Source organism: Streptomyces sp. UC4497 (assembly GCF_054871485.1).
The window spans coordinates 225,429-250,587 of record NZ_JBTYHB010000012.1; the positions used below are offsets into that span (position 1 = coordinate 225,429).

General features: G+C 72.2%; 23 protein-coding genes and 1 pseudogene. 6 read left to right on the forward strand and 18 right to left on the reverse strand.

Going from position 1 to position 25,159, the window contains the following annotated elements; all coding sequences use genetic code 11:
• Window positions 1–3: 3 nt before the first annotated feature.
• Window positions 4–858 carry an NAD-dependent epimerase/dehydratase family protein gene (locus ACYSUO_RS19520; RefSeq protein WP_461777456.1) on the reverse strand — a complete coding sequence of 285 codons (855 nt, stop codon included), beginning with the start codon at window positions 856–858 and terminating at the stop codon, window positions 4–6.
• A 145-nt stretch (window positions 859–1,003) separates the two neighbouring features.
• On the opposite strand from ACYSUO_RS19520, the gene ACYSUO_RS19525 reads away from it, so the two are divergent.
• Complete coding sequence (locus ACYSUO_RS19525; protein ID WP_461777428.1) at window positions 1,004–1,840, forward strand: helix-turn-helix transcriptional regulator; 837 nt, start codon at window positions 1,004–1,006, stop codon at window positions 1,838–1,840.
• A gap of 16 nt (window positions 1,841–1,856) precedes the next feature.
• Here ACYSUO_RS19525 and era read toward each other — a convergent pair whose 3' ends face one another.
• Entirely contained in the window at window positions 1,857–2,825 is a 969-nt protein-coding gene (gene era, locus ACYSUO_RS19530; protein ID WP_461777429.1) for a GTPase Era, read from the reverse strand.
• Between the two features lie 120 nt (window positions 2,826–2,945).
• Between era and ACYSUO_RS19535 the strand changes: the two genes are divergently transcribed.
• Together ACYSUO_RS19535 and ACYSUO_RS19540 are read left to right on the forward strand one after the other, a co-directional pair.
• Window positions 2,946–4,247 (forward strand): ammonium transporter, encoded by a 1,302-nt coding sequence (locus tag ACYSUO_RS19535; protein WP_461777430.1) that lies wholly within the window; start codon window positions 2,946–2,948, stop codon window positions 4,245–4,247.
• Complete coding sequence (locus ACYSUO_RS19540; RefSeq protein ID WP_461777431.1) at window positions 4,244–4,582, forward strand: P-II family nitrogen regulator; 339 nt, start codon at window positions 4,244–4,246, stop codon at window positions 4,580–4,582. Before ACYSUO_RS19535 ends, ACYSUO_RS19540 begins: the two co-directional genes overlap by 4 nt.
• A gap of 90 nt (window positions 4,583–4,672) precedes the next feature.
• Here ACYSUO_RS19540 and ACYSUO_RS19545 read toward each other — a convergent pair.
• The 3 genes and pseudogenes from ACYSUO_RS19545 to ACYSUO_RS19555 form a co-directional block, all read right to left on the reverse strand.
• Window positions 4,673–5,002: pseudogene (locus ACYSUO_RS19545) on the reverse strand (transglycosylase family protein); the annotation flags it as partial.
• A gap of 353 nt (window positions 5,003–5,355) precedes the next feature.
• The gene (locus tag ACYSUO_RS19550) at window positions 5,356–5,709 is read right to left on the reverse strand and encodes a cytidine deaminase (RefSeq protein WP_385756986.1); all 354 of its coding nucleotides are present in this window, start codon (window positions 5,707–5,709) and stop codon (window positions 5,356–5,358) included.
• A 28-nt stretch (window positions 5,710–5,737) separates the two neighbouring features.
• Window positions 5,738–6,559: a helix-turn-helix transcriptional regulator gene (locus ACYSUO_RS19555; RefSeq protein WP_461777457.1), complete on the reverse strand. Its 822-nt coding sequence runs from the start codon at window positions 6,557–6,559 to the stop codon at window positions 5,738–5,740.
• A 145-nt stretch (window positions 6,560–6,704) separates the two neighbouring features.
• Between ACYSUO_RS19555 and ACYSUO_RS19560 the strand changes: the two genes are divergently transcribed.
• Window positions 6,705–8,141 carry an MFS transporter gene (locus ACYSUO_RS19560; RefSeq protein WP_461777432.1) on the forward strand — a complete coding sequence of 479 codons (1,437 nt, stop codon included), beginning with the start codon at window positions 6,705–6,707 and terminating at the stop codon, window positions 8,139–8,141.
• Here ACYSUO_RS19560 and ACYSUO_RS19565 read toward each other — a convergent pair.
• The 6 genes from ACYSUO_RS19565 to ACYSUO_RS19590 form a co-directional block, all read right to left on the reverse strand.
• On the reverse strand, window positions 8,138–8,503 hold the full coding sequence (locus tag ACYSUO_RS19565) for an MmcQ/YjbR family DNA-binding protein (protein ID WP_461777433.1): 366 nt from the start codon (window positions 8,501–8,503) through the stop codon (window positions 8,138–8,140). The two genes, ACYSUO_RS19560 and ACYSUO_RS19565, sit on opposite strands and share 4 nt — an antisense overlap.
• Window positions 8,500–9,792 (reverse strand): hemolysin family protein, encoded by a 1,293-nt coding sequence (locus ACYSUO_RS19570; protein WP_461777435.1) that lies wholly within the window; start codon window positions 9,790–9,792, stop codon window positions 8,500–8,502. Before ACYSUO_RS19570 ends, ACYSUO_RS19565 begins: the two co-directional genes overlap by 4 nt.
• Window positions 9,789–10,286 carry an rRNA maturation RNase YbeY gene (gene ybeY / locus ACYSUO_RS19575; RefSeq protein ID WP_426903706.1) on the reverse strand — a complete coding sequence of 166 codons (498 nt, stop codon included), beginning with the start codon at window positions 10,284–10,286 and terminating at the stop codon, window positions 9,789–9,791. Before ybeY ends, ACYSUO_RS19570 begins: the two co-directional genes overlap by 4 nt.
• A gap of 12 nt (window positions 10,287–10,298) precedes the next feature.
• The gene (locus ACYSUO_RS19580; RefSeq protein WP_426903705.1) at window positions 10,299–11,333 is read right to left on the reverse strand and encodes a PhoH family protein; all 1,035 of its coding nucleotides are present in this window, start codon (window positions 11,331–11,333) and stop codon (window positions 10,299–10,301) included.
• Window positions 11,334–11,505: 172 nt separating this feature from the next.
• Window positions 11,506–12,267, reverse strand: a complete 762-nt coding sequence (locus ACYSUO_RS19585) for a GNAT family N-acetyltransferase (RefSeq protein WP_461777437.1) — start codon at window positions 12,265–12,267, stop codon at window positions 11,506–11,508.
• A gap of 778 nt (window positions 12,268–13,045) precedes the next feature.
• Entirely contained in the window at window positions 13,046–14,134 is a 1,089-nt protein-coding gene (locus tag ACYSUO_RS19590; RefSeq protein WP_461777439.1) for a carbohydrate kinase family protein, read from the reverse strand.
• 106 nt (window positions 14,135–14,240) lie between these two features.
• On the opposite strand from ACYSUO_RS19590, the gene ACYSUO_RS19595 reads away from it, so the two are divergent.
• Both ACYSUO_RS19595 and ACYSUO_RS19600 read left to right on the forward strand, forming a co-directional pair.
• Complete coding sequence (locus ACYSUO_RS19595) at window positions 14,241–15,059, forward strand: IclR family transcriptional regulator (RefSeq protein ID WP_461777441.1); 819 nt, start codon at window positions 14,241–14,243, stop codon at window positions 15,057–15,059.
• 290 nt (window positions 15,060–15,349) lie between these two features.
• Window positions 15,350–16,735: an MFS transporter gene (locus ACYSUO_RS19600; RefSeq protein ID WP_461777443.1), complete on the forward strand. Its 1,386-nt coding sequence runs from the start codon at window positions 15,350–15,352 to the stop codon at window positions 16,733–16,735.
• On the opposite strand, the gene ACYSUO_RS19605 is transcribed toward ACYSUO_RS19600, so the two are convergent.
• The 7 genes from ACYSUO_RS19605 to ACYSUO_RS19635 form a co-directional block, all read right to left on the reverse strand.
• Entirely contained in the window at window positions 16,687–17,718 is a 1,032-nt protein-coding gene (locus ACYSUO_RS19605; RefSeq protein WP_461777445.1) for an adenosine deaminase, read from the reverse strand. The two genes, ACYSUO_RS19600 and ACYSUO_RS19605, sit on opposite strands and share 49 nt — an antisense overlap.
• 33 nt (window positions 17,719–17,751) lie before the next feature.
• Window positions 17,752–18,660 (reverse strand): ribonuclease Z, encoded by a 909-nt coding sequence (locus tag ACYSUO_RS19610; protein ID WP_461777446.1) that lies wholly within the window; start codon window positions 18,658–18,660, stop codon window positions 17,752–17,754.
• Window positions 18,661–18,663: 3 nt separating this feature from the next.
• Window positions 18,664–19,002 (reverse strand): histidine triad nucleotide-binding protein, encoded by a 339-nt coding sequence (locus ACYSUO_RS19615; RefSeq protein ID WP_461777447.1) that lies wholly within the window; start codon window positions 19,000–19,002, stop codon window positions 18,664–18,666.
• A gap of 213 nt (window positions 19,003–19,215) precedes the next feature.
• Window positions 19,216–22,431, reverse strand: a complete 3,216-nt coding sequence (locus ACYSUO_RS19620) for a S41 family peptidase (protein WP_461777448.1) — start codon at window positions 22,429–22,431, stop codon at window positions 19,216–19,218.
• Window positions 22,432–22,476: 45 nt separating this feature from the next.
• Window positions 22,477–23,016: a hypothetical protein gene (locus ACYSUO_RS19625; RefSeq protein ID WP_461777449.1), complete on the reverse strand. Its 540-nt coding sequence runs from the start codon at window positions 23,014–23,016 to the stop codon at window positions 22,477–22,479.
• A gap of 103 nt (window positions 23,017–23,119) precedes the next feature.
• Window positions 23,120–23,866: a 16S rRNA (uracil(1498)-N(3))-methyltransferase gene (locus tag ACYSUO_RS19630; RefSeq protein ID WP_461777450.1), complete on the reverse strand. Its 747-nt coding sequence runs from the start codon at window positions 23,864–23,866 to the stop codon at window positions 23,120–23,122.
• Window positions 23,866–24,939 (reverse strand): nitronate monooxygenase, encoded by a 1,074-nt coding sequence (locus tag ACYSUO_RS19635; RefSeq protein WP_461777451.1) that lies wholly within the window; start codon window positions 24,937–24,939, stop codon window positions 23,866–23,868. Before ACYSUO_RS19635 ends, ACYSUO_RS19630 begins: the two co-directional genes overlap by 1 nt.
• Between the last annotated feature and the right edge of the window lie 220 nt (window positions 24,940–25,159).

The following is a 25,159-nucleotide window of genomic DNA, read 5'->3' on the forward strand; positions in this document are numbered from 1 at the left end:
CATTTAAAGCACACCCGCGTCCCGGGCCGACCACACCGACGGGAACACCGGCCGGTACCCCAGCTCGTGCCGGAGGCGGTCCGTCGACATCACCGAGTGCCACGGATCCGGCGTCTCCTTCTCGTACGCCTCCGCCGGCACCGGAACCCCGCCGAGCCCCAGGATGTCGACAGTCGTCACCGGCGCGTCGTCCGCGATGTTGTACACCCCGTCCGCCCCGGCCGCGTACAGCAACCTCCGCAGCCCCTGCGCCACATCCACGTGATGCCCCATGTGCAGCCTCTGCATCGCCGGCCAGGCAACCGCCCACTCCAGCACGTTGTCGAGATGCGGGTCCCCGTCCCCGTACACGAAGGGCAGCCGCGCGATCCGCAGGTCGTCGAGCCCGTCGAGGCCCCGCAGCGCCCGCTCCGCCTCCCACTTGGACTCGGGATACGCACCCCACTGGATCCCGCCCGGCACCGTCTCGTCCGACTCCACGAGCGGCCGCCCCCGCCCGGCCCCGTACACGAGCCCCGTGCTGACCTGCACGAACCTCCGCACGCCCGAGGCCACCGCGGCCCGGCCCAGCTCGATCGCCGCGTCCCGGTTGACCGCCCGCGCCTCCTCGTCCGGCACCCCGCGGAACGCCGCCGCGACGTTCACCACGGAGTCCACCCCGGTCGTCGCCTTGCCCAGCACGCCGGCGTCGCGCAGATCGCCGACCACCACCTCCGCGCCCAGCTCGGCGAACCGCTCCCCGCGGGCCTCGTCCCGTACGAGCACCCGCACCCGGTCACCCTTCGGCGCGCCCGCCAGCAGCCGGGGCACGAAGCGCCGCCCCACCTGTCCCGTCGCACCCGTCACCAGTGTCAGCATGGCCGCCTCCTCGATAGCGATGTCGTAGCCATGCCTCGAAGCCTCGGAGATCCGGGCGCCCGGCGGGAGAGACGCGTTCATCCAGGGACCGGCACTCCCTGGATACGGGCTGGATACGACGCCCGGCCCGCGCGATCCTGAATACGTGAACCGCCCCGAACTCGCCGACTTCCTGCGCCGCTCCCGCACCCGCCTGTCCCCGCCCGACGTGGGGCTCACCGCGGGCCCGCGCCGCCGCACCCCGGGCCTGCGCCGCGAGGAGGTGGCGCAGCTCGCCGGGATGTCCACGGACTACTACACGCGGCTCGAACAGCGCCGCGGCTCGCATCCTTCGCGGCAGATGCTCACCGCTCTGGCCCGCGCGCTGCGCCTGTCCGACGTCGAGCGGGACCATCTGTTCCATCTGGCGGGCGAGGAGCCGCCGCGGCCCGGGGTCTCGTCGGAGCACGTCAGTCCGGGCCTGCTGCTGATCCTGGACCGGCTGTACGACCTGCCGGCGTCGGTGATGAGCGACTGGGGCACGGTGCTCGCGCAGAACCCGATGTCGGTGGCGCTCACCGGGGAGCACGTCGGGGAGAACATGGTGCGCCGCTGGTTCGCGGAGCCGGACTGCCGGGCCCTGTTCCCGCCGGAGGCGCACGAGCCGCACGCCCGCTCCCACGTGGCGAATCTGCGCGCGGTCACCGCGGCCCGCCCCGACGACCCGGGGCCGGCCGCGCTCGTGGCCGAACTGCGCGCCGGTTCGAGGGAGTTCGAGTCGATGTGGCGCAGGCACGACGTCGTGGTGAACCGGCCGTCACCGAAGCGCTTCGTGCACCCCGTGGTCGGCGTCCTCGACCTCGACTGCGAGGTGCTGACCGGCAACGGCCACGGCCAGCAGCTCGTCGTGCACTCGGCGCGGCCGGGCACGGAGACGTACGAACGCCTGGAACTGCTGCGGGTGATCGGCCTCCAGGACCTGACGCCGAGCGACCCCGCCTAGTCGCGGGGGTCCCGGCTCAGAACCCGAGCTTGCGCAGCTGCCGCGGGTCCCGCTGCCAGTCCTTGGCGACCTTGACGTGCAGGTCCAGGTAGACCGGCGTACCGAGGAGCGCCTCGATCTGCTTGCGGGACTTGATGCCGACGTCCTTGAGCCGCTTGCCCTTCGGGCCGATGATGATGCCCTTCTGGCTGGGCCGCTCGATGTAGACGAACGCGTGGATGTCGAGGAGCGGCTTGTCCTTGGGCCGGTCCTCGCGCGGCAGCATCTCCTCCACCACGACGGCGATGGAGTGCGGCAGCTCGTCCCGTACGCCCTCGAGCGCGGCCTCGCGGATCAGCTCCGCGACCATGACCTGCTCGGGCTCGTCCGTGAGGTCGCCCTCGGGGTAGAGCATCGGCCCTTCGGGCAGCATCGGGATCAGCAGATCGGCGAGCAGGTCCACCTGCGTCTCACCGACGGCCGACACCGGCACGATCTCCGCCCACTCGATGCCCAGCTCCCGGCCCAGCTGGTCAATGGCGATGAGCTGCTCGGCGAGGGTCTTGCTGTCGACGAGGTCCGTCTTGGTGACGATGGCGACCTTCGGCGTCTTCTTGATCGACGCGAGTTCCTTGGCGATGAACTTGTCACCGGGGCCGAGCTTCTGGTCGGCGGGCAGGCAGAAGCCGATCACGTCGACCTCGGCCCACGTCGTGCGCACCACGTCGTTCAGGCGCTCGCCCAGCAACGTACGCGGCTTGTGCAGTCCGGGGGTGTCCACCAGGATCAGCTGCGCGTCCTCGCGGTGCACGATGCCGCGCACGGTGTGCCGCGTGGTCTGCGGCTGGTCGGCGGTGATCGCCACCTTCTTGCCGACCAGAGCGTTCGTGAGGGTGGACTTGCCCGCGTTGGGGCGGCCGACGAAGCAGGCGAAGCCGGCGCGGTGCACGGGCTCCGAGGAATTCGACGACTGGGACGGCTGGGTACGAGCGCTCATGGCGCCCATTGTCCCCGATGGCGGGGGTGCCGCAGCACAGTGAGGCCCCGGTAACCGCCCGGCAACAAGAAACACGGCGGAAACCCGTACGTGCGGTTCCGGAAACGCGGACCCATGACGCTGATCGGCATGCCTGCCTCGACCGTGCCCCTCGCCGCCCCCGCACTCGATACCGGCGACACCGCCTGGCTGCTCGCCGCCACCGCCCTCGTGCTGCTCATGACGCCGGGACTCGCGCTCTTCTACGGCGGCATGGTCCGCTCGAAGAGCGTCCTCAACATGCTGATGATGAGCTTCGTGTCGATCGCGCTCGTGACGGTGGTGTGGCTGGTCGCGGGCTACTCGCTCGCGTTCGGCGACGACGCCTTCGCGGGCCTGATCGGCGGCCTGGAGCACGTGGGCATGGTCGGCATCGGACCGTCCGACGTCACCGGCACGGTCCCGACCTTCCTCTTCACGACCTTCCAGCTGACCTTCGCGATCCTCACCGCGGCGCTGATCAGCGGGGCGGTCGCGGACCGTACGAAATTCGGGGCGTGGCTGGTCTTCGTACCCGTGTGGGCACTGCTCGTATACGTTCCCGTGGCGCACTGGGTGTGGGGCCCCGGAGGGTGGATCGCGAACCACCTCGGAGCCCTCGATTTCGCGGGCGGACTGGTCGTGGAAATCGCCTCGGGCGCGTCGGGTCTGGCCCTCTGCCTCGTCCTCGGCCCGCGCATCGGCTTCAAGAAGGACGCGATGCGCCCGCACAACCTGCCGATGGTGGTCATGGGCGCGGGCCTGCTGTGGTTCGGCTGGCTGGGCTTCAACGGCGGCTCGGCGCTCGGCGCGAACGGCGTCGCGGCGGCCTCCCTGTTCAACACCCTGATCGCGGGCTGCACGGGGCTGCTGGGCTGGCTGTTCGTGGAGCAGCGGCGGGACGGGCACCCGACGACGTTCGGCGCGGCCTCGGGCGCGGTCGCCGGTCTGGTCGCGATCACGCCGGCCTGCGGGGTCGTCGGCGTACCGGGCGCGGCCGTCGTCGGGCTCGTGGCCGGTGTCGTCTGCTCGTACGCGGTCGCCTGGAAGCTGCGCTTCCACTACGACGACTCGCTCGACGTCGTCGGCGTGCACTTCATCGGCGGCGTCGTGGGCACGGTCCTCATCGGCCTGTTCGCGACGTCCGCGATGACGGGGTCCCCGGCCAAGGAGGGCCTGCTGTACGGCGGCGGGTTCGGCCAGCTCGGCAAGCAGCTGCTCGCGGTGCTGGTGGTCGCGGCGTACACCTTCCTCGTCACGTACGGGATCGGGAAGGCCATCGACAAGCTGATGGGCTTCCGGGCCGCGCCCGACGAGGAGATGACGGGGCTCGACCAGACGGCGCACGCGGAGAGTGCGTACGATCACGGCGTCCTGAGTGCCGCCCCCGTCGCCCGAAAGGTCGCGCCATGAAGTTGATCACCGCGGTCGTGAAGCCCTTCCGCCTCGACGAGGTCAAGACCGCGCTCCAGGAGCTGGGCATCATGGGCCTGACCGTGACCGAGGCGAGCGGCTACGGCCGCCAGCGCGGGCACACGGAGGTGTACCGGGGCGCCGAGTACCAGGTCGACCTGGTCCCGAAGGTACGGATCGAGGTCGTCGTCGAGGACGCGGACCTCGAACCGGCGATGGACGCGATCGTGCGGGCCGCACGGACCGGGAAGATCGGCGACGGCAAGGTCTGGGCGGTCCCGGTCGACACGGTCGTCCGCGTCCGCACCGGCGAGCATGGGCCGTCGGCGATCTAGCCAATCCAGCCCCGCCGGCGTTTGAGGCGCGGGGTCCGGGGCGGAGCCCCGAGACCGCAACGCCGGTACGGCTTAAAGGCCCGCCTTGGCGCCGCAGACCGGCCACGCCCCCGGCCCCTGTTCGGCCAGAACCTTGTTGGCGACAGCCATCTGCTGCGACGGCGTCGCCTGATACGCGGAGGCCGCGTACTGCGTACCGCCGTACGCGGCCCACGTCGACGGCGTGAACTGCAGCCCACCCGAGAACCCGTTCCCCGTGTTCGCGGCCCAGTTCCCACTGGCCTCGCACTGGGCGACGGACTGCCACTGGGACGCGGACGCCCCGGTCGCGGCCGAAGCGCTGCCGGTACCGGCGAGCACCATCACCCCACTGGCCCCGGCCAGAACGGCGGCCGTGCCAAGACGACGAGTACGGGACATACGGGCGGCGGAGGGACGACGAAGCACGGCGGAGAACACGAAGCAGAACCTTTGTTTGGGGACGTGGTGGGTCGCCCGGCGCGGCGGCCGGTCGGTCGGCTGCCGCAGCGGGCGACCACTCCACCGTGAGCCACGCCGAGCCCCCGACCCATGGGTCGCCCGACCCACCGCGCCACCCTTCGGTCCCACCCCGGGGTCCCGCCCCGCAGGGACCTGCGCCCCGGGTCATCGGTCCCGCCGGCCGCTCCCCCGGCCCCCGTGCCAGGACGCACGACGCCCGCCGCACCGGGCCGTCGGGCCCGGGTGAACGGCGGGCGTGAGCGTGCTCACAAAGCCTTTGCGGGTACGGGAGTTCAGCCCGCCGGCAGGGTCTCCTTCACCGCGCCGTCGCCCCCGGCGAGGAACACCGGCGTACCGGCCCCGCCCAGGTCACGTACGGCCGCGAGGTCCTCGGCCGGAAGCTCGTCGGACGCCGAGACGACGGCCGCCGCCTCCAGGGACTGCGCTCCGGACGCCACCGCCATGGCGACGGCCGTCTGCAGCGCGCTCAGCTTCAGGGAGTCGAGGGCGACGGTGCCCGCGACGTAGGTGCGCCCGGTCTCGTCACGCACGGCCGCGCCCTCGGGCACACCGTTGCGGGCCCGGGTGGAGCGGGCCAGGGTGACGATCTTGCGGTCCTCGGGGCCGAGGTCGGTGCTCTCAGTCATGAGGTGAGCATAAGGAAGTGGGTCGGGTTCACCCCGCGACGGGGTACATCGCCCCACGCCGCCCCTCCGGCGACGCCAGCCACTCCAGCTTCGCCGCGGTGTCCGCCTCGGCCAGCGGCGTGTGCAGCACGACCGTGAGGTCCGGCCGCGCGGGGATCTTCATGGCGGTCGACTCCATGACCAGCAGCCCGGCCACGGGATGCGTGAGCTCCTTGCGGACCTGCCCCTGTGGCTTGATGTCGCGGCGCTCCCACAGCTCCACGAACTCCGGGCTCACCGCCTTGAGTTCGGCGACGACCTCCTGGAACCCCTCGTCGTCGGGGCAGTCCGAGCAGGCGGCGCGGAACTGGGCGACGACCGTCGCCGCGTTCTGCTCCCAGCTCTCGCTGCGGGCGCGGTAGAGGGAGTCGGTGAAGAAGTCGATGACGCAGTTCTGCCGGTTCTCCGGGCGCATCGCGAGGACGATCGCCGCCGCGTCGTTGTACATCACGCAGTTGTAGTACGCGTCCATGATGTGCGCGGGGAACGGCATCCAGGCGTCGATGAGCCGCTGCAGCCCGTCGCACATCTGCTGGTCGCCCGGATCCACCTCGTACGCGGGCGGGTTGAGCCCCGCGAGCACATACAGATGGCGGCGCTCGGCGCTGGTCAGCTTCAGCACCCGCGCCACGGAGTCGAGCACCTGCGGCGACACCGAGATGTCCCGCCCCTGCTCCAGCCACTGGTACCAGGAGGCACCGACCCCGGCGAGCACGGCGACCTCCTCGCGGCGAAGGCCGGGCGTACGGCGCCGGGCGCCACCGTCGGGCAGGCCGGCCTCGGTGGGCGAGACCCGCGCCCGCCGGCTCATCAGGAACTCCCGCAGCTCGCTGAGCCGGTGCTTCTTGAGCGCTGCGCTCTCGGCCACGTACGACTCCCCCGCTTGTCTGGTGGTGCGACCACCAGCATAAGTTCCCACTCTCCACGGTTATTCCGGTCGTACGAAGCTCATGGCCATGGCGATCGACACCGCATCCCCGCAGACCACCACCACCTCCCAACGACCCGCCGCGCCCCGCCTGTCGGGCCGCGACAAGCTCGTCCTCTTCGTCCTGTGCGCCGCCCAGTTCATGGTGGCGCTCGACTTCTCCGTGCTGAACGTGGCACTGCCGGTGCTCGGTCCCGACCTCGGTATGAGCACGTCCGCGCTGCAGTGGGCGGTGACCGCCTTCGCGCTGCCGTCCGGTGGCTTCCTGCTCCTCTTCGGCCGGATCGGCGACCTGTACGGGCGGCGCCGGATCTTCCTGTCCGGGCTCGCCCTGTTCGGCGCGGCCTCGCTGCTCGCGACGTTCGCCTGGGACCCGGCGTCCTTCCTCGCGGGCCGCGCGCTACAAGGCGTGGGCGCGGCGGCGATCGTGCCGACCGGCATGTCGCTGCTGACCACGACGTTCCCCGAGGGCCCGCAGCGCGACAAGGCGCTCGGCATCTCCGGCACCCTGATGTCCCTCGGCTTCACCGTCGGCATGGTGGCCGGCGGCACCCTCACCGACGCGCTCGGCTGGCGCTCCACGATGGGCCTGCTGACCGTGTTCGCGCTGATCGTGCTGCCGCTGGCCCCCGCCCTGCTGCCCGAGTCCCGCACCCCGGACCGGCCGCGCCTGGACATCCCCGGCGCCGTCACGGTCACGGGCGGCCTGCTCGCCCTGATCTACGCGCTGTCCACGGCCGCGGAGGTCGGCTTCGGCCGCGCCGACGTCCTCATCACGCTCGTCGCGGGCCTCGCCCTGCTGACCGCCTTCGTCTCCATCGAGTCCCGCAGCGCCCAGCCGCTGGTGTCGCTGCCGATGCTGCGCCGCCGCACCGTCGCGTGGGGCAACCTGGGCGGCCTGGTCACCTTCTCGATGATGTCGACGATCGTCTTCGTACTGACCCTCTACCTCCAGGAGGTCCTGCACCTGTCGGCGTTCCAGACCGGTCTCGTCTTCGGCGTCCAGGGCGCCCTGTCGGTGGTCGCGGGGGCGTACACGCCGAAGGTCGTCGGCCGCATCGGCGCCCGCCGCACCCTCATCGGCTCGCTCGTCGGACAGGGCGTGCTCATCGCGACGCTCCTGGGGATCGGCACCGACGGCGCCTCGGTCTGGCTCGCGACCGCCGGAGTCTCGCTGGCCAGCGCCTTCCACCTGGGCGCGATCATCTCGTACGGCCTCACGGTCACCTCGGGCGTCCCGAACGAGGAGCAGGGCCTGGCCACGGGCCTGGTCACCTCGACGCAGCAGATCGGCCTCACCGTCGGCATCCCGCTCCTCGGCGTCCTCGCGACGACGTCCACGGACCTGCTGACCGGCGTGCACACGGTGATCGCCCTGGACGCGGCGATCCTGGTGGTGGCGGCGGCGCTGGTGGCGCTGGGCCTGCGGTCGAAGAGGGCCCAGGGCCCTTCCGACCGGGTCTAGGCCCGGTCGAGCCGCAGCCGCTCCGCCTTCGGAAGGCCCGCGACCACCAAGTCGTACGAGTCCTCGATGAGCTCCCGGACCACCCGGCCCGGGAGCTCATCGGGGCTGTCGACGGTCACCGTGTTCCAGTGCCGCTTGTTCATGTGCCAGCCGGGCACGATGACGCCCTCGTACTCGCCGCGCAGCCGCACCGCGTCCTCGGGTGCGCACTTGAGGTTCACGGTCAGCGGGTGCGCGTCGAGGAACGACAGGGCGAACATCTTGCCCAGCACCTTGAACACGGAGATCTCCGGACTGAACGGGAAGTCCTCCACCGCCGCGTTGAACGACAGGCAGAACGTGCGCAGCTCCTGAGGCGTCACCCGGCGCTCTCCTCCTGGTCGCCGACCGGCTCCGAGAGCACGGTCACGATCTTGTTCCGGCGGCCCGCCGCGGCCTCCGCGGTCAGCCGCAGCTCCCGCCCGTCGGGCAGGGTGACAAGCGACGAGGCCCCGGCGATCGGGACCCGGCCGAGGGCCTTGGCCAGCAGCCCGCCCACCGTCTCCACGTCCTCGTCGTCGAACTCCTCGATGCCGTACAGCTCACCGAGGTCGCCGATGTCGAGGCGGGACGTCACCCGGAACCGCTCGTCGCCGAGCTCCTCCACGGAGGACACCTCGCGGTCGTACTCGTCGGTGATCTCGCCGACGATCTCCTCGAGGATGTCCTCGATCGTGACGATGCCGGCCGTGCCGCCGTACTCGTCGATCACGACGGCGACGTGCGTGCGCAGCTGCTGCATCTCGCGCAGCAGATCGCCCGCGTTCTTGGTGTCGGGCACGAACGTGGCGGGCCGCATGGCGGTCGACACGAGCTCGGCCTCGGCATCCCGGTTGATGTGCGTCTTACGCGAAAGGTCCTTCAAGTACACGACACCCACGACGTCGTCCTCGCTCTCGCCGACCACGGGGATCCGCGAGAAACCGGACCGCAGGGCGAGGGTGAGGGCCTGCCGGATGGTCTTGTACCGCTCGATGACGACGAGGTCGGTGCGCGGCACCATCACCTCACGCACGAGGGTGTCGCCCAGCTCGAAGACGGAGTGCACCATGCGGCGCTCCTCGTCCTCGATGAGGGACTCCTTCTCGGCGAGGTCGACCAGGGCCCGCAGCTCGGCCTCGGAGGCGAAGGGGCCACGCCGGAAACCCTTGCCGGGGGTGAGCGCGTTACCGATGAGGATGAGCAGCGGCGGGATCGGACCCATGATCCGAGCCAGCGGCAGCAGCACGTACGCGGCCGCGGTGGCGGTGTTCAGCGGATGCTGCCGCCCGATGGTGCGCGGCGAGACGCCGACGGCCACGTACGACACCAGCACCATCACACCGATGGCGACGAGCAGCGCCTGCCATGTCTCCTGGAACTCCTCCAGGCACGCGTACGTGACGAGCGCGGCGGCCGCCATCTCGCAGGCGACGCGCACCAGGAGCGCCACGTTCAGATAGCGCGTCGGGTCGGCGGCCACCTGGGAGAGCTTGGCGCTGCCGCGCCGCCCGGACCGAGCGGCCTCCTCGGCGCGGAAGCTCGACACCCGCGCGAGGCCGGCCTCGGCGCAGGCGGCGAGCCAGGCGATCACGACCAGCGCGACGGCCCCGGCGATCAGCGAAAGACTCATGACACGGTCGGCGCCGGCGACGGCCCCGTCAGTCCCTTCTCCGCACGCCAGCCGTCCACGATGCTCGCCTGGAGACCGAACATCTCGGCCTTCTCGTCGGGCTCCTCGTGGTCGTAGCCGAGCAGGTGCAGCACCCCGTGCACGGTGAGGAGCTGGAGCTCCTCGTTCATGGAGTGCTGCGTCGGCGCGTCCTCACCCTGCTTCTTTGCGACCTCCGGGCACAGCACGATGTCGCCGAGCAGGCCCTGCGGGGCCTCGTCGTCGTCCTTCATCGGCGGGCGCAGCTCGTCCATCGGGAACGACATGACATCCGTCGGCCCCGGCAGGTCCATCCACTGCACGTGCAGCTGCTCCATGGCGTCGCCGTCGACGACGATCACCGAGAGCTCCGACAGCGGGTGGATCCGCATCCGGGCCAGTGCGTAGCGGGCGATGTCGAGGATCGCCTGCTCGTCGACCTCGGTTCCGGACTCGTTGTTGACGTCGATCGACATGGCGCTGTTGGACTACTTTCCTTGGTTCCCTCTGGGACGGCCCTTGTGAGTGCCGTTCTCCGTACCGTGCTCGGTGTCGTACTTCTCGTACGCGTCGACGATACGGCCGACGAGCTTGTGCCTCACGACATCCTGGGACGTGAGCCGCGAGAAGTGCACGTCCTCGACGTCCGCCAGGATGTCCTGCACCTGACGGAGCCCGCTCTTGGTGCCGCCCGGCAGGTCGACCTGCGTCACGTCACCCGTGATCACGATCTTCGAGTCGAAACCGAGCCGGGTCAGGAACATCTTCATCTGCTCGGGCGTCGTGTTCTGCGCCTCGTCGAGGATGATGAAGGCCGAGTTGATGGTGCGGCCGCGCATGTACGCCAGCGGCGCCACCTCGATCGTGCCCGCCGCCATCAGGCGCGGGATCGAGTCGGGGTCGAGCATGTCGTGCAGCGCGTCGTACAGCGGGCGCAGGTACGGGTCGATCTTCTCGTAGAGCGTTCCCGGCAGGAAGCCGAGCCGCTCGCCCGCCTCCACCGCCGGCCGGGTCAGGATGATCCGGTCGACCTGCTTGGCCTGCAGGGCCTGGACCGCCTTGGCCATCGCCAGGTACGTCTTGCCGGTGCCGGCCGGGCCGATGCCGAAGACGATCGTGTGCTTGTCGATCGCGTCGACGTAGCGCTTCTGGTTCAGCGTCTTCGGGCGGATGGTGCGGCCGCGCGACGACAGGATGTTCTGCGTGAGCACCTCGGCGGGCGTCTCCTGCCCGTTGCTCCCGCCCGCCTTCAGCATGGCGATGGAACGCTCCACGGCGTCCTCTGTCATCGGTGCCCCTGTCCTCAGTACCAGCATCATCTCGTCGAACAGGCGCTGGATGAGGGCGACTTCCCCCGGCTCTCCCGTCGCGCTGATCTCATTGCCCCGGACGTGGATGTCGGCCTCCGGGAAGGCCTTCTCGATCACTCGCAGCAGCGCGTCCCCCGACCCGAGCACCTCGACCATGGGGTGCTTCGGCGGAACGGTGAACTGTGCGCGGGCGCTGGATGGTGTCTGCGTCATGAGCCGGGCCGTGGGCCCTTGCTTCCTCCCCGTACGGGACTCTCTGCGGTGGTGTCCTGCGGTGGTGTTCTGCGGTGTTGTACCGCACCGCCAAGGGTACGGCGCGGGTACGACAACGCCGAGCGGGTTTCGGATTCGGCCGGGGGCCTGTCGGTCCCCCGGCCGCTTTCGGTCAGGTGGCGAGCGGGGCGTCGAGGCGGGCGTAGCGGCGGGTGCCGCGCGGGCGGAAGCCGACGCGCTCGTACACGCGCCGTGAGTCGTGCCCGCCGTACTCCAGCCACACCGACGCGGCGCCGCGCTCGTGCAGCAGCACGCGGGCCAGCTCGGCGGTGACGGCGCCCGCGATGCCCCGGCCCCGGTGGGCGGGGCGGGTGCCGACGCCGGCCAGTTCGGCGGTGCCCGCGGCGGGGGCGCTGCACAGGGCGCCGCCGGCGACGGTGCCGTCGTCGGCCCGCACGAATCGGACGGCGCCGCCGTTCTCCTCGGTGCGCCGCAGCCGCTCGGCCCCTTCCGGGGACGACTGGAACTCCCCACTGAACGCCTCGGCGAGCGTCGCGTCGAGCGCGAGGTAGTCGCCGTCGTCGGCCGGGGCCTCGACGGTGGGGTGCGCGGGTACGACGAGCGTCCGCGCCGTGCAGACGAGGTACGTGTGCTCGGCCTCGGCCGTGAACCCGGCGGCGTCGAGCGCGGCGGCAGCCTGCGGTGCGGCGTCCGGCGCGAACTCCAGGCGCGGGGTGAGCCCCCGCTCCCGGAACGCGGCGATGAGCGCGCGCACATCGGCGGCGGAGGGCGTGGCGCCCGGCACCGGCGTCGCGTAATTGACGTACGGGCTGGTGGTGGCCGGATCGAACCCGAGCACGAACCCGGCCGTCTCGACCGGCTCCGGGCGGCGGCGCAGGTGGGCGACGGTGAAGCTCTGGACGTCGATGTCCATGGTGATGGTGATGTCCTCACGTAAAGAAGCGCACAGCTGACAGGTGACGTGTGTGCGTGGGGCCGCCGTGAGGAGCGAGTCCGTTGCTGCGAAAGGCCGGACTCAGCGCGGACGACGGCCACTGTGGGTCGCCGAGATCATGGGCTTCAGTCCCCTGGAATCCGTGAGGTGATGGGCCGCCGGTTGGCAACGCCAGCCAATCTCGCACGCGCGCGGTCAGGCGGACAAGGCATTTACACGGGGGTGCATTGGGCGTCACGGAGGCGGGTGGTGGCCGGGGCAGCGGCCCGCTGAGGTCGGGTGAGGATGCGCCCTGGGAGGCAGCGGGGATTGGCAGCACCGCCGACCGGCCGAACCCGGTCGTTGGCGCCGGCCAAGGCCCAGCTACGACGAGCAACCGACGGCCGTCGGCACCGACCACGGCCCGACTACGCCGACCACGAAGCCGACCGCCGGGACCACGCGGCAACCACACCTGACCGGGACGTACTCCGTCGGGCAAAGGCGCACCCTGGGAGGCCGGAGCCCCCGGAGGGGGCGGGCGGGTGGGAGATGGGCCCGGCCAGCAGGGGTCGGCTGGCCTGGCCCGCGGCCGAAGCCGGTCGTTGGCACCGGCCACGCAGCGGACACGGCCCGACTACGTCGAGCGGCCGAGCCCGGTCGTTGGCATCGGCCGCGCAGCCGCCACCGCCCGGCTGCGATGAACCACCGAACCCGGTCGCCGGCCCCGGCCACCGCCCCGCTGCGACGAGCAACCGAGCCCAGTCGTCGGCCCCGACTACGCCGACCGGCCGAAGCCGATTGTTGGGACCGCGCGGCGTAGGGGCCATGAGCGGGACGTGTCGGGGAGGAGGGGGGACATGAAGGCGTAGCGGTCCAGGGCGCAGCGGTTCTGGTGGTCGTTGGAGCGGACCTCCTTCCACCAGGCCGCGATCTCCGACCAGCCCGGCGCCGACAGGGAGCCGCCGAACTCCTGGACCGAGAGGGCCGCCGTGAGGCCGGCGAAGGCGAGGCGGTCGGCGAGCGGCCAGCCGGCGAGGGTGCCGGTGACGAAGCCCGCGACGAACACGTCCCCGGCCCCGGTGGGGTCGAGCGCCTCGACCTCGATGGCCGGGACGGACGCCGTCTCGCCGGTCCGCCCGTCCACCGCGTACGCGCCCTCCGCCCCGAGCGTCACCACGGCCACCGGCACATGCTCGGTCAGCGCGTGCGCCGCGGCCCGCGGACAGGACGTACGGGTGTACCGCATCGCCTCCTCGGCGTTCGGCAGGAACGCCTCGCAGTGCCGCAGGCCGGGCAGCGCCGCCAGGTCCCAGCGACCGGACTCGTCCCAGCCCACGTCGGCGAAGATCCGCGTACCGGAGCGCGCGGCCGTCGCGACCCACGGCTCCTCGGCGCCGGGTACGAGCGAGGCGACGGCGGCCCTGGCACGCGGCGGACAGTCCGGCGCGGGCTCAACGGGCGGCGGCTCGTGCCCGTGGCTCACCATCGTGCGTTCGCCCTCGTACGCCATGGACACGGTGACGGGCGAGTGCCAGCCCGGCACCGTACGCGCGTAGCTCAGGTCGATGCCCTCGCCGTGTTCGAGCGCGTCCCAGCAGTACTCGCCGTAGTGGTCGTCTCCGAAGGCCGCGGCGAGCGAGGTGCGCAGGCCGAGCCGCGCGAGCGCCGTCGCCATGTTCGCGATCCCGCCGGGGCTCGACCCCATGCCGCGCGCCCACGACTCCGTCCCCCGCACGGGCGCGCTGTCGAGGCCGGTGAAGATGATGTCGAGGAAGACCGTGCCGGTGAGATAGACGTCGTAGGGCGGGTCGGCCGTCGTGCGCAGCGCCGCGAGGGGGTCCGTTCTGGGTCGGTTGGAGGTCACGTCGCGCTCCCTGCATTGGTCCGGGTTTGGACAGTCTGCACGACCGGTTCGCGTACCACGGTGGACGACATCAACCTGTCACGAAGCAGCCGTTTACGATCGGCGCATGGCAGAGAGCGGGGCCGGGCAGCGGCAGGACGGCGAGCCGCAGCGCGGTGTGCGCGAGGTGAAGTCGGCCGCCCGGACCGTCGATCTGCTCGATGTGCTCGCCGCCCGCGGCGACCGTCCCGCCCGCCTCCAGGAGCTCGCCGACGAACTCGCGGTGCCGCGCAGCTCCATGTACGCGCTGCTCCAGACGCTCATCGCGCGCGGCTGGGTGCGCACGGACGTGACGGGTTCGCTGTACGGCATCGGTATCCGCGCCCTGCTGACCGGCACCAGCTACCTGGACACGGATCCGTACGTACGCTCCGTGCGCCCGTTCCTCGACGAGGCGTCGGACGCCCTCGGCGAGACGATCCACCTGGGGCGCCTCGACGGCTTCGACGTCGCGTATCTGGCGACCCGCGAGTCGCACGAATATCTGCGCACGATCAGCCGCGTGGGCCGCCGACTCCCCGCCCACATCGGCGCACTGGGCAAGGCGCTGCTCGCGGAGCGCCCGGACGACGAGCTGCCGCCGGGCCCGTACGAGCAGTCCACCAGGCGCACGCACGCCACCCGCGAGGCGCTCGCCGCCGATCTCGCCACGATCCGCGAGCGCGGTCACTCGGTCGACCGCGAGGAGGGCGTCGACGGCATCGTCGGCTTCGGCTTCGCGCTGCGCTACGCGGACCCGGCGCACGACGCCATCAGCTGCTCGGTGCCGGTGTTCCGGCTGACGCCCGAGCACGAGGAGCGGATCGTGGCGGTCATGCGCGAGACCCGCGCGAAGATCGAGACGACGGCCCACCGGGGCACCTCCGGCGTCCCCGACTGGCGCTGAGCGACACCACCGCATCACCCCCCGCACGACCGCCGCACCACCCCCGCACCACCATCGCGCCGCTCAAAAATCGCCTCTTCTGCCCGACCGAACCACCCCCAAACCAAATGTGTCACGCGTCACAGGGCCCCGGCTTTCATGCACCCCCCATGGACTTGATACAAATTGGCCCGCGCCCACGTCCCCGGTTCGGTCCCGTTCGCAAAGACGTCGCGCTCCCAACTCCCCTGCCTTAGCACCCCCTTGCCCAAAACAGCGTCCAAGGCAAGGGGCCCGTCCTAGGAACGCCCGTGTCCTCGCGCCCTGCCCGGCCCGCGCTCATCGCCCTCTTCACGGCCGGCTATCTCGCCGCCTATCTCCTGCCCACCATCGTCGGCAGAGTGGCCTACAGCCTGCGACTCTCTCCCACCCAGGCCGGTCTCATCGGCAGTGCGCTGCTGCTGAGTTCGGCCGCCGCGGGCCTCACGCTCGCGGCCCGCGTCGAACGGGTCGGCGCCCGCCGCGCGGCCCGCGCCGGACTGCTCCTCGCCGCCGTCGGCTACGGCACCGCCGCCCTCGCCACCACCACACCGCTACTCGTCGCGGGTGCGATGATCGGCGGCTTCGGCTCGGGTACGGCGACCGCGGTCGCGGCCACCGGGATCGCCGCGCAGAAGGACCCGCACCGCGCCTCCACGCTCGGCCTGCTGAGCGTGTCCGCGCTCGCGTGCGGCCTCTACCTGACCATTCCGCGGATCAGCGAGGGCAGCTTCCTGCCGTTCGCGGCGCTCGCCGCCACCGCGCTCGCCGTGTGGCCCGCCACCCGCGGCCTCGCGGACCCCGCCACCCCGGACAACTGCGCGGCCCCGGCCCCCAACTCGCCGCTCCCCCACGCCCGTTCGGGCCTGGTCCTCGCGGTGACACTGGTGTGCTGGTCGATGGCGCAGAACGCGCTGTGGGGTGTCAGCAGCCGCATCGGCACCGAACAGGCGGGCCTGTCCGAGGTCGCGGTCGGCTCCGTCTTCGCGGTGGCGCTCGGCGTCGGGCTGCTCGGCGTGATCGGCGCGGGCGCGGTCGGCGTCCGCCTGGGCCGCGCGGTGCCCATCGGGGCGGGCACGGCGGCGATCGCCTGCTGCGTCCTGCTCAGCGCCCGCGCGGACGGCCTCGCGTCCTTCGCCACGGGCGAGATCGCCTGGAACACCCTCTACCCGGTGGTCCTGTCGTACGTCCTCGGCCTCGCGGCCTCGCTCGACCCGCGCGGCCGCTGGGCGGTCCTCATCGGCTCGGCGTCCTCGCTCGGCACGGCCTGCGGCCCGCTGGCCGGCAGCATCCTGTCCCAGTCGGTGGGCTTCCCCGTGATGGGCGCGGTGCTCGCCGTCGCGCTGCTGCTGCTCGCGGTGCCGCTGACCGCGGTGACCCTGCACACCGGTGGCCGCCCGCTGTTCGCGGGAGCGGCACGGCGCCGCAGCGGCGCCCCGGTCGGCGCGATCGTGCCGCCGTCGGGTGTGCTGGAGCAGCCGGTGGTCGAGCTGTTCGACATCGAGGTGCCCGCGGTCGAGGCGCCCGCGTTCACCACGTTCACGGCGGTCGGCCCCGACGGCGTGGAGCCGGAGCCCCAGCCGTCGGTGTCGGAACACTGGCCGTCGGGTCAGCCGGAGATGTCGTCCAGCTCGTACGCCTCCACCTCGGCGATGTAGCGCGCCCTGCGCTCCTCGTCCTCCTCGCTGCCGTCGAGGAACGACGCCACGAACGAGTTGCGGGCCAGTTCCCGCACTCGGTCGTGGTCGAGGGCGAGGGCCTCGTGCACGGCGTGGAAGGTGTCACCGACGTAGCCGCCGAAGTAGGACGGGTCGTCGGAGTTGACCGTGCACAGGATGCCCGCGTCCATCATCTTGGCCAGCGGGTGGTCCTCCAGCATGTCGATGGTGCGCAGCCGCACGTTCGACAGCGGGCACAGCGTGAGCGGGATCCGGTCCCGTACGAGGCGGTTCACCAGTTCCGGGTCCTCCAGGGACCGCAGCCCGTGGTCGACGCGCTCGACGCCGAGGATGTCCAGGGCCTCCCACACGTACGACGGGTCGCCCTCCTCGCCCGCGTGCGCGACCTTGCGCAGGCCGAGCCCGCCCGCGGCCTCGTACACGTCACGGAACTTGGACGCGGGGTTCCCGACCTCCGCGGAGTCGAGCCCGACCCCGACGATCCTGTCGAGGTACGGCTTCGCGGCCTCCAGGGTCTCCATCGCCGACTCGGCGGACTGATCGCGCAGGAAGCACATGATGAGCTTCGTGGAGATCCCGTGCCGCTCCTCGCTGCGCGCGAGCGCCCGGTGCAGCCCCTCGACGACGGTGCCCATCTCCACGCCCCGCGCCGCGTGCGCCTGCGGGTCGAAGAAGATCTCGGCGTGCCGCACGCCCTGCTCGGCGGCGCGCGCGAGATAGGCGTCGGCGAGCGCCTCGAAGTCGTCCTCGGTGACGAGGACGGCCATCAGCGAGTAGTAGAGATCGAGGAAGGACTGCAGGTCGGCGAAGAGATACGCCTTCCGCAGTTCCTCGGTGTCGGCGTACGGCAGCGTGATGCCGTTGCGGGCGGCGAGTTCGAAGGCGAGCTCGGGTTCGAGGGTGCCTTCGATGTGCAGGTGAAGCTCTGCTTTGGGGATGCGTGCGAGTGGTGCGAGGGACATCCGACCATCGTACGCAGGGCCGGGGCTCCCGGCTCAGCGGCGCTTCGGTACGGGGACGCGGTCCAGGTCGCGGGCGACCGTCAGCTCTCCGTCGAACCCGGCGGCGCGGGCCTGCCGCGCGAACTCCGACGGGTCGGTGTAGCGCTGGCTGAAGTGGGTGAGCACGAGGTGCCGCACACCGGCGTCACGCGCGACGCGGGCGGCCTGCCCGGCAGTCAAGTGCCCATGATCGGAGGCGAGTTGATGATCCTCGTCGAGAAAGGTCGACTCGATGACGAGCAGATCGCAGCCCTCGGCGAGCACCTCCACGCCCTCGCACAGCCGCGTGTCCATCACGAACGCGACGCGCTGCCCGCGCCGCACCTCGCTCACCTCGTCGAGCGTGACGCCCGCGAGGGCGCCCTCCTTCTGCAGCCGCCCGACGTCGGGCCCCTTGATGCCGTGCGCGGCGAGCCGCTCGGGCAGCATGCGGCGCCCGTCGGGCTCGACGAGGCGGTAGCCGTACGACTCGACGGGGTGCGACAGACGACGGGCTTCGAGGCGGTACGAGGGGGTGTCCGCGAGCACCGCGCCCTCCCCGCTCACCGGCTCCTCCGCGATGTCGACGGTCTCCCGGTACGCGGTGGAGTACCGCAGCCGGTCGAAGAACCGCTGCCCGGAAGCCGGGTAGTGCGCGGTCACCGGGTGCGGCACCCGGTCGAGGTTGATCCGCTGGATGACGCCCGCGAGGCCGAGCGAGTGGTCGCCGTGGAAGTGCGTGACGCAGATCCGGTTGAGGTCGTGCGCGGCCACGCCGGCGCGCAGCATCTGCCGCTGGGTGCCCTCGCCGGGGTCGAAGAGGATGCCCTCGCTGTCCCAGCGGAGCAGGTAGCCGTTGTGGTTGCGCTGCCGGGTCGGCACCTGGCTGGCGGTGCCGAGCACGACGAATTCACGTACGGACACGGGTTATCCGGGGGGCCACTGGAGGCCGCGGCCGCCGAGGACGTGGGCGTGCGCGTGGAAGACGGTCTGGCCCGCGCCGCTGCCGGTGTTGAACACGATCCGGTAGCTGTCCAGCTTCTCTTCCTTGGCGACCTCGCCGGCCTCGCGCAGCACGTCCGCGGCGATGGCCGGTTCGGCGGCGGCGAGGGAGGCGGCGTCCGGGTGGTGGACCCGCGGGATGACCAGGACGTGGGTGGGCGCCTGGGGGTTGATGTCCCGGAACGCGACGGTGGACTCCGTCTCGCGGACCAGTGTGGCGGGGACGTCCCCCGCGACAATCTTGCAGAACAGGCAGTCGGCCATGTGGGTCCCCTCGGCGGTGGTCGTCGGTATGGCCGCATCGTATCGATCAGCCCCACGGGGTGGCGCCCACGGGGCTCTGCCCCGGACCCCGCTGCTCAATCGCCGCAGGGGCTTAAATTGCCCACCCGCCGCCTTGGGCAATCTGCCGCCTTGGGCGGCAGGGTGGGCAAGGCGGCCCCCGGTGCCGCGCACCCGGAACCAGGGGCCCCGCCACTACTCCCCCGAAACCCGCGGCAGCGTGGGCGCCGCCTTTGCCGGGTTCTCGACCAGCGCGGCCAGCGCGATGCGGATCGCCTCGTCCAACTGCGGGTCCCGGCCCGCCGCCGCGTCCTGGGGAGCCATCACCACCTCCACGTCAGGGTCCACCCCGTGGTTCTCAAGTCCCCACCCGTAACCCTCCATCCACGTCGCATACTTCGGCTGCGTGACCAACGTCCCGTCCACCAACCGGTACCGGCTGTCGATGCCGATGACGCCGCCCCACGTACGTACACCCACCACCGGCCCGATCCCGAGCGCCTTGATCGCCGCGTTGACGATGTCACCGTCCGAGCCGGAGAACTCGTTCGCCACCGCCACGACCGGCCCACGCGGCGCGTCCATCGGATACGTGAACGGGCGGCTGCCCCTCGGCACGTCCCAGCCCACCACCCGCCGCGCCAACTTCTCCACGACGAGCTGCGACGTGTGCCCGCCCCGGTTCTCCCGGACGTCCACGACGAGCCCTTCCCGCGCCACCTCCACGCTCAGGTCCCGGTGGATCTGGGCCCACCCCGGCGCCTGCATGTCCGGGACGTGCAGGTAACCGAGCCGCCCGCCCGACTGCTCGTGGACGTACGCCCGCCGGTCCGCGACCCACGCGTGGTACCGCAGCGGTTCCTCGTCGTCGAGCGGCACGACGGTCACGTGCCGCGGGTCGCCGCCACCGGCCGGCGAGACCGTCAGCTCCACCGGCTTGTCGGCGGTGCCGACCAGCAGCGGCGCGGGCCCGGTCACCGGATCGACCGGCCGCCCGCCCACCGCCACGATCGCGTCCCCGGCCCGCACCGCGACTCCGGGCGCGGTGAGCGGCGAACGGGCCCGCGGGTCGGAGGTCTCCGAGGGCAGCACGCGGTCGACGCCCCAACTGCCGTCCTCGTGACGGGAGATGTCGGCGCCGAGCAGCCCCTGCCGCCGCGCGGAGGACCCCCGCCCGCCCCTCGGGATCACATACGCGTGCGAGGTCCCCAGCTCACCCTGCACCTCCCACAACAGGTCGACCAGGTCGTCGTGCGTGGCGAGCCGGTCGAGCACCGGCCGGTACCGCTCCAACACCCCGTCCCAGTCCACCCCGTTCATGTCGGCGCGCCAGAAGTTGTCCCGCATGAGGCGCCCTGCCTCGTCGTACATCTGCCGCCACTCGGCCGCCGGGTCGACGATCTGGCTGACCCGGGACAGGTCGACGGTGATGTTCGTGTCGCTGTCGTCGTCGTGCGCGGGCCGGCGGTCGCTGGGGACCACCTTCAGGACCTCGCCGGTCCACAGCAGCACCCGCTTGCCGTCGCCCGTGACCTCGAAGTGGTCGGCGTCGGCGCCGATCTCCTCGACGCGCTGCTGGGCCAGGTCGTAGCGCTCCAGACGGCTCTTGGGCTCCGGCGCGTCGAGACCGGCCCGGGAGTCGCCGAGCACGCCGCGCACCGGGTGCCGAAGCCACAGCACGCCGTCCTTCGCCGTCCGCAGCGTGGAGTAACGCGCGGCCTCCACCGGGAACGGCACGATCCGGTCGAGCAGGCCCTCCAGGTCGACCCGGGTCGCGGGCGCGCCCTCGCTGTCGGGCGTCTCGTCCTTGTCGGGGGTGTCGAAGGGCCGGCCGTGCCGCTGCGGGCCGAACGGCGACGGGGTCGTCGCCGCCAGCGTGATCAGGTGCGGCCGCGAGCCGCTGACGAACGCGAGGTCGAAGGCGTGCTCGTCGTAGACCGGGTCGAAGGAGCGCGCCGACAGGAACGCCAGGTGCTTGCCGTCGAGCGTGAACGCGGGCGCGTAGTCCCGGAACCGCAGCGGGGTCGCCTCGCTGACGGACAGGTCGGTGGCGTTGGCGAGCTTGAGCTGGCGCAGGTCGTGCGGGCCGGGGTGCGACCAGGCGAGCCACGCCGAGTCCGGCGAGAACGCAAGCCCCGTGGCGTTCCCGTCCTCGCTGCGGTCCACCTCCCGTACGTCGCCGCTGTCCCGCTCGACGAGCAGCACCCGGCCGTCGTGCGAGGCGACGGCGACCCGGCCGCCGTCCGGCGCCACCGTCAGCGCGAGCACCCGGCCGAGCCGGCCCGCCCCGAGCCTGCGCGGCGTGGCGCCCGGCGCGGTCCCGGTGGCGGGCGCGAACTCCAGGGCGTCGTCGCCCTCGGCGTCCGTCACCCACACCACGTGCTCCTCGCCGTCCACGCGGAAGGTGTGCGGGAGCCGGGCCCGTACGCCCGGTTCGGCGGCGAGCGCGCGGGCGGGGCCCGCGCGGTGGGTCACCCAGTGCACGGCGCCCCGTACGTTCACGGCGCTGCCGCGACCGGTGTGGTCGGGGGACGCGGCGCCGAACCAGTTCGCGGCGTCGACGGGCCGGGGCTGCAGATCGACGCGCTGGCCGCCGAGGCCGATGTCGAGCCGACGCGCCTCCACGCCCTCGTCGAGCCCCTCGACGACCCACAGTTCACCGGCGCTCGCGTAGACGACCCGCTCGCCGTCGGTGGCGGCGTGCCGCGCGTAGAAGCCGTCGACGGCACTGTGCCGGCGCAGTTCGGTCCCGTCGGGGAGCGAGGAGTAGAGCGCGCCGACGCCCTCGTGGTCGGAGAGGAACGCGACGCGGTCCCCCACCCACATGGGGCACTCGATGTTCCCGTCGAGCTCGGCGTGCAGCCGTACGAAGTCCCCCTCGCCCGACCGGTCGATCCACAACTTGCCCGCCGTGCCGCCCCGGTACCGCTTCCACCAGGCGGCCTCCCGCCCCATCGGCGCGGACAGCAGCAGCGCCTGGGCCCCGGGCCCGAACGCGACGCCGCCCACGGGCCCGTACGGCAGGGTCTCGGCGGGTCCGCCGTCCAGCGGCACGGCCCGCGCCCAGCTGCGGCGCAGCGAGGCCTGGCCGTGCGTGGTGGTGGCGAGGACCCGCCCGTCGGCCGTCCAGCCGCGCACCTGGGTCGTCCAACTCCCCCAGTGCGTCAGACGCTTCGCGGGTCCGCCGGCCACCGGGGCGATGTGCACCTCCGGCGCTCCGTCGCGGCGCGAGGTCCAGGCGACCGTCTCGCCGTCCGGAGAGAGCCGGGGGCCTGCGACGGGCATGTTGTCGGCGCTGACCCGCCAGGCGCGGCCGCCGTCGAGGGGCGCCGCCCACACGTCGTCCTCGGCGGCGAAGACCACCAACTCGCCGTGCAGGTGCGGAAACCGGAGGTATGCAGGAGTCGTCACCCGGCCCAGCCTAAATTTGGCCGCCGCCCACGTCAGCCCGTCTGATCACTTGCCCTGGTAAGTCGGCGGGGGCGCCGTCACGGTGACGGTCTCGGTGACCGTGTTCGTGGCGCCCGGCGCCGGCTCCTGCGGCGTCGGGTCGTGCGAGGGCTGCGGCGCTTGCGAATCCTGCGGTGGCGAAGTGGCGTCGTTCGCCGCGCAATTGCCGAGCACGCCGACGCTGAACCACACCTTGTTGTCGACCCGCCCGATGATCTTTCCGCGCACGCACTTGCCGGAGACGACCCCGTGCACCCATCCCTCGACGGTGATGTCCTTGCCGTCCTTGGTCTTCCCCCGGCAGTCGACCTTCACCTCGGCCTTCGTCGTGGCACTGCCGGACGGGGAGCTGCTGTCGTACGTGCCGTTGCAGCTGATCCAGGCGACCTCGGCATTCTGTCGGTTCAGCTCATCGGTGGCCGCCTTGTCGGTGGTGATCGCGACCGTGGACACATTGAGGTCGCCCTCGATCGGCTGACACGCGACGCCCGTGGCGACGACGGCAGCGACGAGGACCAGCCCGCCGAACCCTCTCGATCCCCGCATGCACGGCACAATGCCAGTGGACGTACAGCCTCGGTAGTGCGGTTGCAGCCACTGTTGCAGTCACTGTGGGCACACCCGTCGGACAGGCACCTGTGACGGGTACCTACCCCCACCGTCCCGTACGTCCCAGCAGCAACGCCACCGCCGCCGTTCCGGCCGTCGACGTGCGCAGGACGCTCCGGCCGAGCCGCATCGGCCGCGCCCCGGCCTCCTCGAAAACCTTCAACTCCTCGGGCGACACGCCGCCTTCGGGGCCGACGACGAGCACGATCTCGCCGCTGTCCGGGAGTTCGGCCGAAGCCAGTGCCCCGCTCGGGGCGTCCCGGTCCTCGTGCAGCACCGCCGCGAAGTCCGCCCCGGCGAGCAGCGCCGCGACCTCCTTCGTCGTCGCGGCCTCCCCGACGACCGGAAACCGCACCCGCCGCGACTGCTTCCCGGCCTCCCGCGCGGTGGCCCGCCACTTGCCGAGCGCCTTGAGCCCGCGGTCGCCGCGCCACTGCGTGATGCACCGGGAGGCGGCCCACGGCACGATCGCGTCGACGCCGGTCTCGGTCATGGTCTCCACGGCGAGTTCGCCCCGGTCGCCCTTGGGCAGCGCCTGTACGACGGTGATCCGCGGCCGCTCCTCGGGCTCCACGTGCACGGGGCCAGCGTCGACGAGCAGCCGGTCCTTGCCCTCGCTGCCGGTGACGACTGCCTCGCACCACGAGCCGAGCCCGTCGGTGAGCGTCACCGTCTCCCCGGCCCGCAGCCGCTTAACGGAGACGGCGTGCCGCCCCTCGGGCCCGTCGAGCACATACGCGCAGTCGCCGGGTACGGCCCCCTCGACGACGAATACCGGAGCGGTCATCAGGCGGCGCCCCGCTGCGTCAACGCGGCCCTGGCGGCGTCGAGTTCGGCCGCGAGGACCTCCACGAGCTGCCCGGCGGGGAGCTCCCGCGCGAGCCGGTGCCCCTGGCCCGCCCACAGCGCCATGCCCTGCGGGTCACCGGCCTTGGCGGCGGCCTTGCGCAGCGGCGACGTCATGTGGTGAACCTGGGGGTACGCGGCGGGGGCGTACGGGCCGTGCTCACGCATGAACCGGTTGACGAGCCCGCGGGCGGGCCGCCCGGAGAAGGCACGGGTCAGTTCGGTCCGGGTGAACAGCGGGTTGGTCATGGCCTGCTTGTGCGGCTCCGGCGCCCCGGACTCCGGGGTGACCAGGAACGCGGTGCCGAGCTGCGCGAAGTCGGCGCCGGCCGCGAGCACGGCGGCGATCTGGGCGCCGCGCATGATTCCGCCGGCGGCGATGATGGGCAGCTGCACGGCCTCGCGCACCTGCACGATCAGCGACAGCAGGCCGAGCCCGCTCCCGTCGGCCTCGGGGTTGTCCCGGTGCGTGCCCTGATGCCCGCCGGCCTCGATCCCCTGTACGCACACCAGGTCGGCGCCGGCCTCCTGCGCGGCCTGCGCCTCCTCCACCGTCGTGACGGTGACCCCGACCTTCGTGCCGACGCGCTGCAGCGCCTGGACGACCGTGCGCCGGGGGCAGCCGAAGGTGAAGGTGACCAGCGCCACGGGGTCGTCGACGAGGATCGCGAGCTTGGCGTCGTAGCCGTCGTCGCTGCAGTTGTCGGTCTCTCCGAGCGGGGTGCGGTACCAGGTGGCCTCGCCCGCGAGCTGGTTGCGGTAGACCTCGACGGCAGCCGGGTCGGCGTGTTCGCTCTGCGGCATGAAGAGGTTGACGCCGAAGGGCCTGCTGGTCAGCGCCCGCGTCTGTTTGATCTCCTCGTACATCCCGTCGGCCGTTTTGTACCCGGCGGCGAGGAATCCGAGCGCGCCCGCGTCGGCCACGGCGGCGACCAGCGCGGGGCGCGAAGCGCCGCCCGCCATGGGGGCCTGCACGATCGGAAGCGGGGAGAGATCGGTCAGTGCGGAGGACATGCCCGCATCGTGCCACGTCCCCCGCAACCAACCGAATCGACCCGTACCCCATCTCCACACGCCCCGGGGCTCCGCCCCGAACCCCGCGCCTCAAACGCCGGCGGGCTGGATCGATCAAGCCCCTTACGGGGCTGGAGATGCGGGCCGCTGCGCAAATCAAGCCCCTGCGGCGATTGAGCAGCGGGGTATGGGGCAGAGCCCCAGCCTTTCGCCCGGTCCG

Excerpts from the sequence above, each read along its gene's own strand:
- ACYSUO_RS19625 (WP_461777449.1), bottom strand. The coding sequence starts at position 23,016 with ATGCGGGGATCGAGAGGGTTCGGCGGGCTGGTCCTCGTCGCTGCCGTC.
- ACYSUO_RS19635 (WP_461777451.1), bottom strand. The coding sequence starts at position 24,939 with ATGTCCTCCGCACTGACCGATCTCTCCCCGCTTCCGATCGTGCAGGCC.
- ACYSUO_RS19585 (WP_461777437.1), bottom strand. The coding sequence starts at position 12,267 with ATGGACATCGACGTCCAGAGCTTCACCGTCGCCCACCTGCGCCGCCGC.
- ACYSUO_RS19520 (WP_461777456.1), bottom strand. The coding sequence starts at position 858 with ATGCTGACACTGGTGACGGGTGCGACGGGACAGGTGGGGCGGCGCTTC.
- ybeY (WP_426903706.1), bottom strand. The coding sequence starts at position 10,286 with ATGTCGATCGACGTCAACAACGAGTCCGGAACCGAGGTCGACGAGCAG.
- ACYSUO_RS19595 (WP_461777441.1), top strand. The coding sequence starts at position 14,241 with ATGGCAGAGAGCGGGGCCGGGCAGCGGCAGGACGGCGAGCCGCAGCGC.
- ACYSUO_RS19630 (WP_461777450.1), bottom strand. The coding sequence starts at position 23,866 with ATGACCGCTCCGGTATTCGTCGTCGAGGGGGCCGTACCCGGCGACTGC.
- ACYSUO_RS19615 (WP_461777447.1), bottom strand. The coding sequence starts at position 19,002 with ATGGCCGACTGCCTGTTCTGCAAGATTGTCGCGGGGGACGTCCCCGCC.
- ACYSUO_RS19550 (WP_385756986.1), bottom strand. The coding sequence starts at position 5,709 with ATGACTGAGAGCACCGACCTCGGCCCCGAGGACCGCAAGATCGTCACC.
- ACYSUO_RS19555 (WP_461777457.1), bottom strand. The coding sequence starts at position 6,559 with ATGAGCCGGCGGGCGCGGGTCTCGCCCACCGAGGCCGGCCTGCCCGAC.
- ACYSUO_RS19560 (WP_461777432.1), top strand. The coding sequence starts at position 6,705 with ATGGCGATCGACACCGCATCCCCGCAGACCACCACCACCTCCCAACGA.
- ACYSUO_RS19580 (WP_426903705.1), bottom strand. The coding sequence starts at position 11,333 with ATGACGCAGACACCATCCAGCGCCCGCGCACAGTTCACCGTTCCGCCG.
- ACYSUO_RS19535 (WP_461777430.1), top strand. The coding sequence starts at position 2,946 with ATGCCTGCCTCGACCGTGCCCCTCGCCGCCCCCGCACTCGATACCGGC.
- ACYSUO_RS19570 (WP_461777435.1), bottom strand. The coding sequence starts at position 9,792 with ATGAGTCTTTCGCTGATCGCCGGGGCCGTCGCGCTGGTCGTGATCGCC.
- era (WP_461777429.1), bottom strand. The coding sequence starts at position 2,825 with ATGGGCGCCATGAGCGCTCGTACCCAGCCGTCCCAGTCGTCGAATTCC.
- ACYSUO_RS19540 (WP_461777431.1), top strand. The coding sequence starts at position 4,244 with ATGAAGTTGATCACCGCGGTCGTGAAGCCCTTCCGCCTCGACGAGGTC.
- ACYSUO_RS19605 (WP_461777445.1), bottom strand. The coding sequence starts at position 17,718 with ATGTCCCTCGCACCACTCGCACGCATCCCCAAAGCAGAGCTTCACCTG.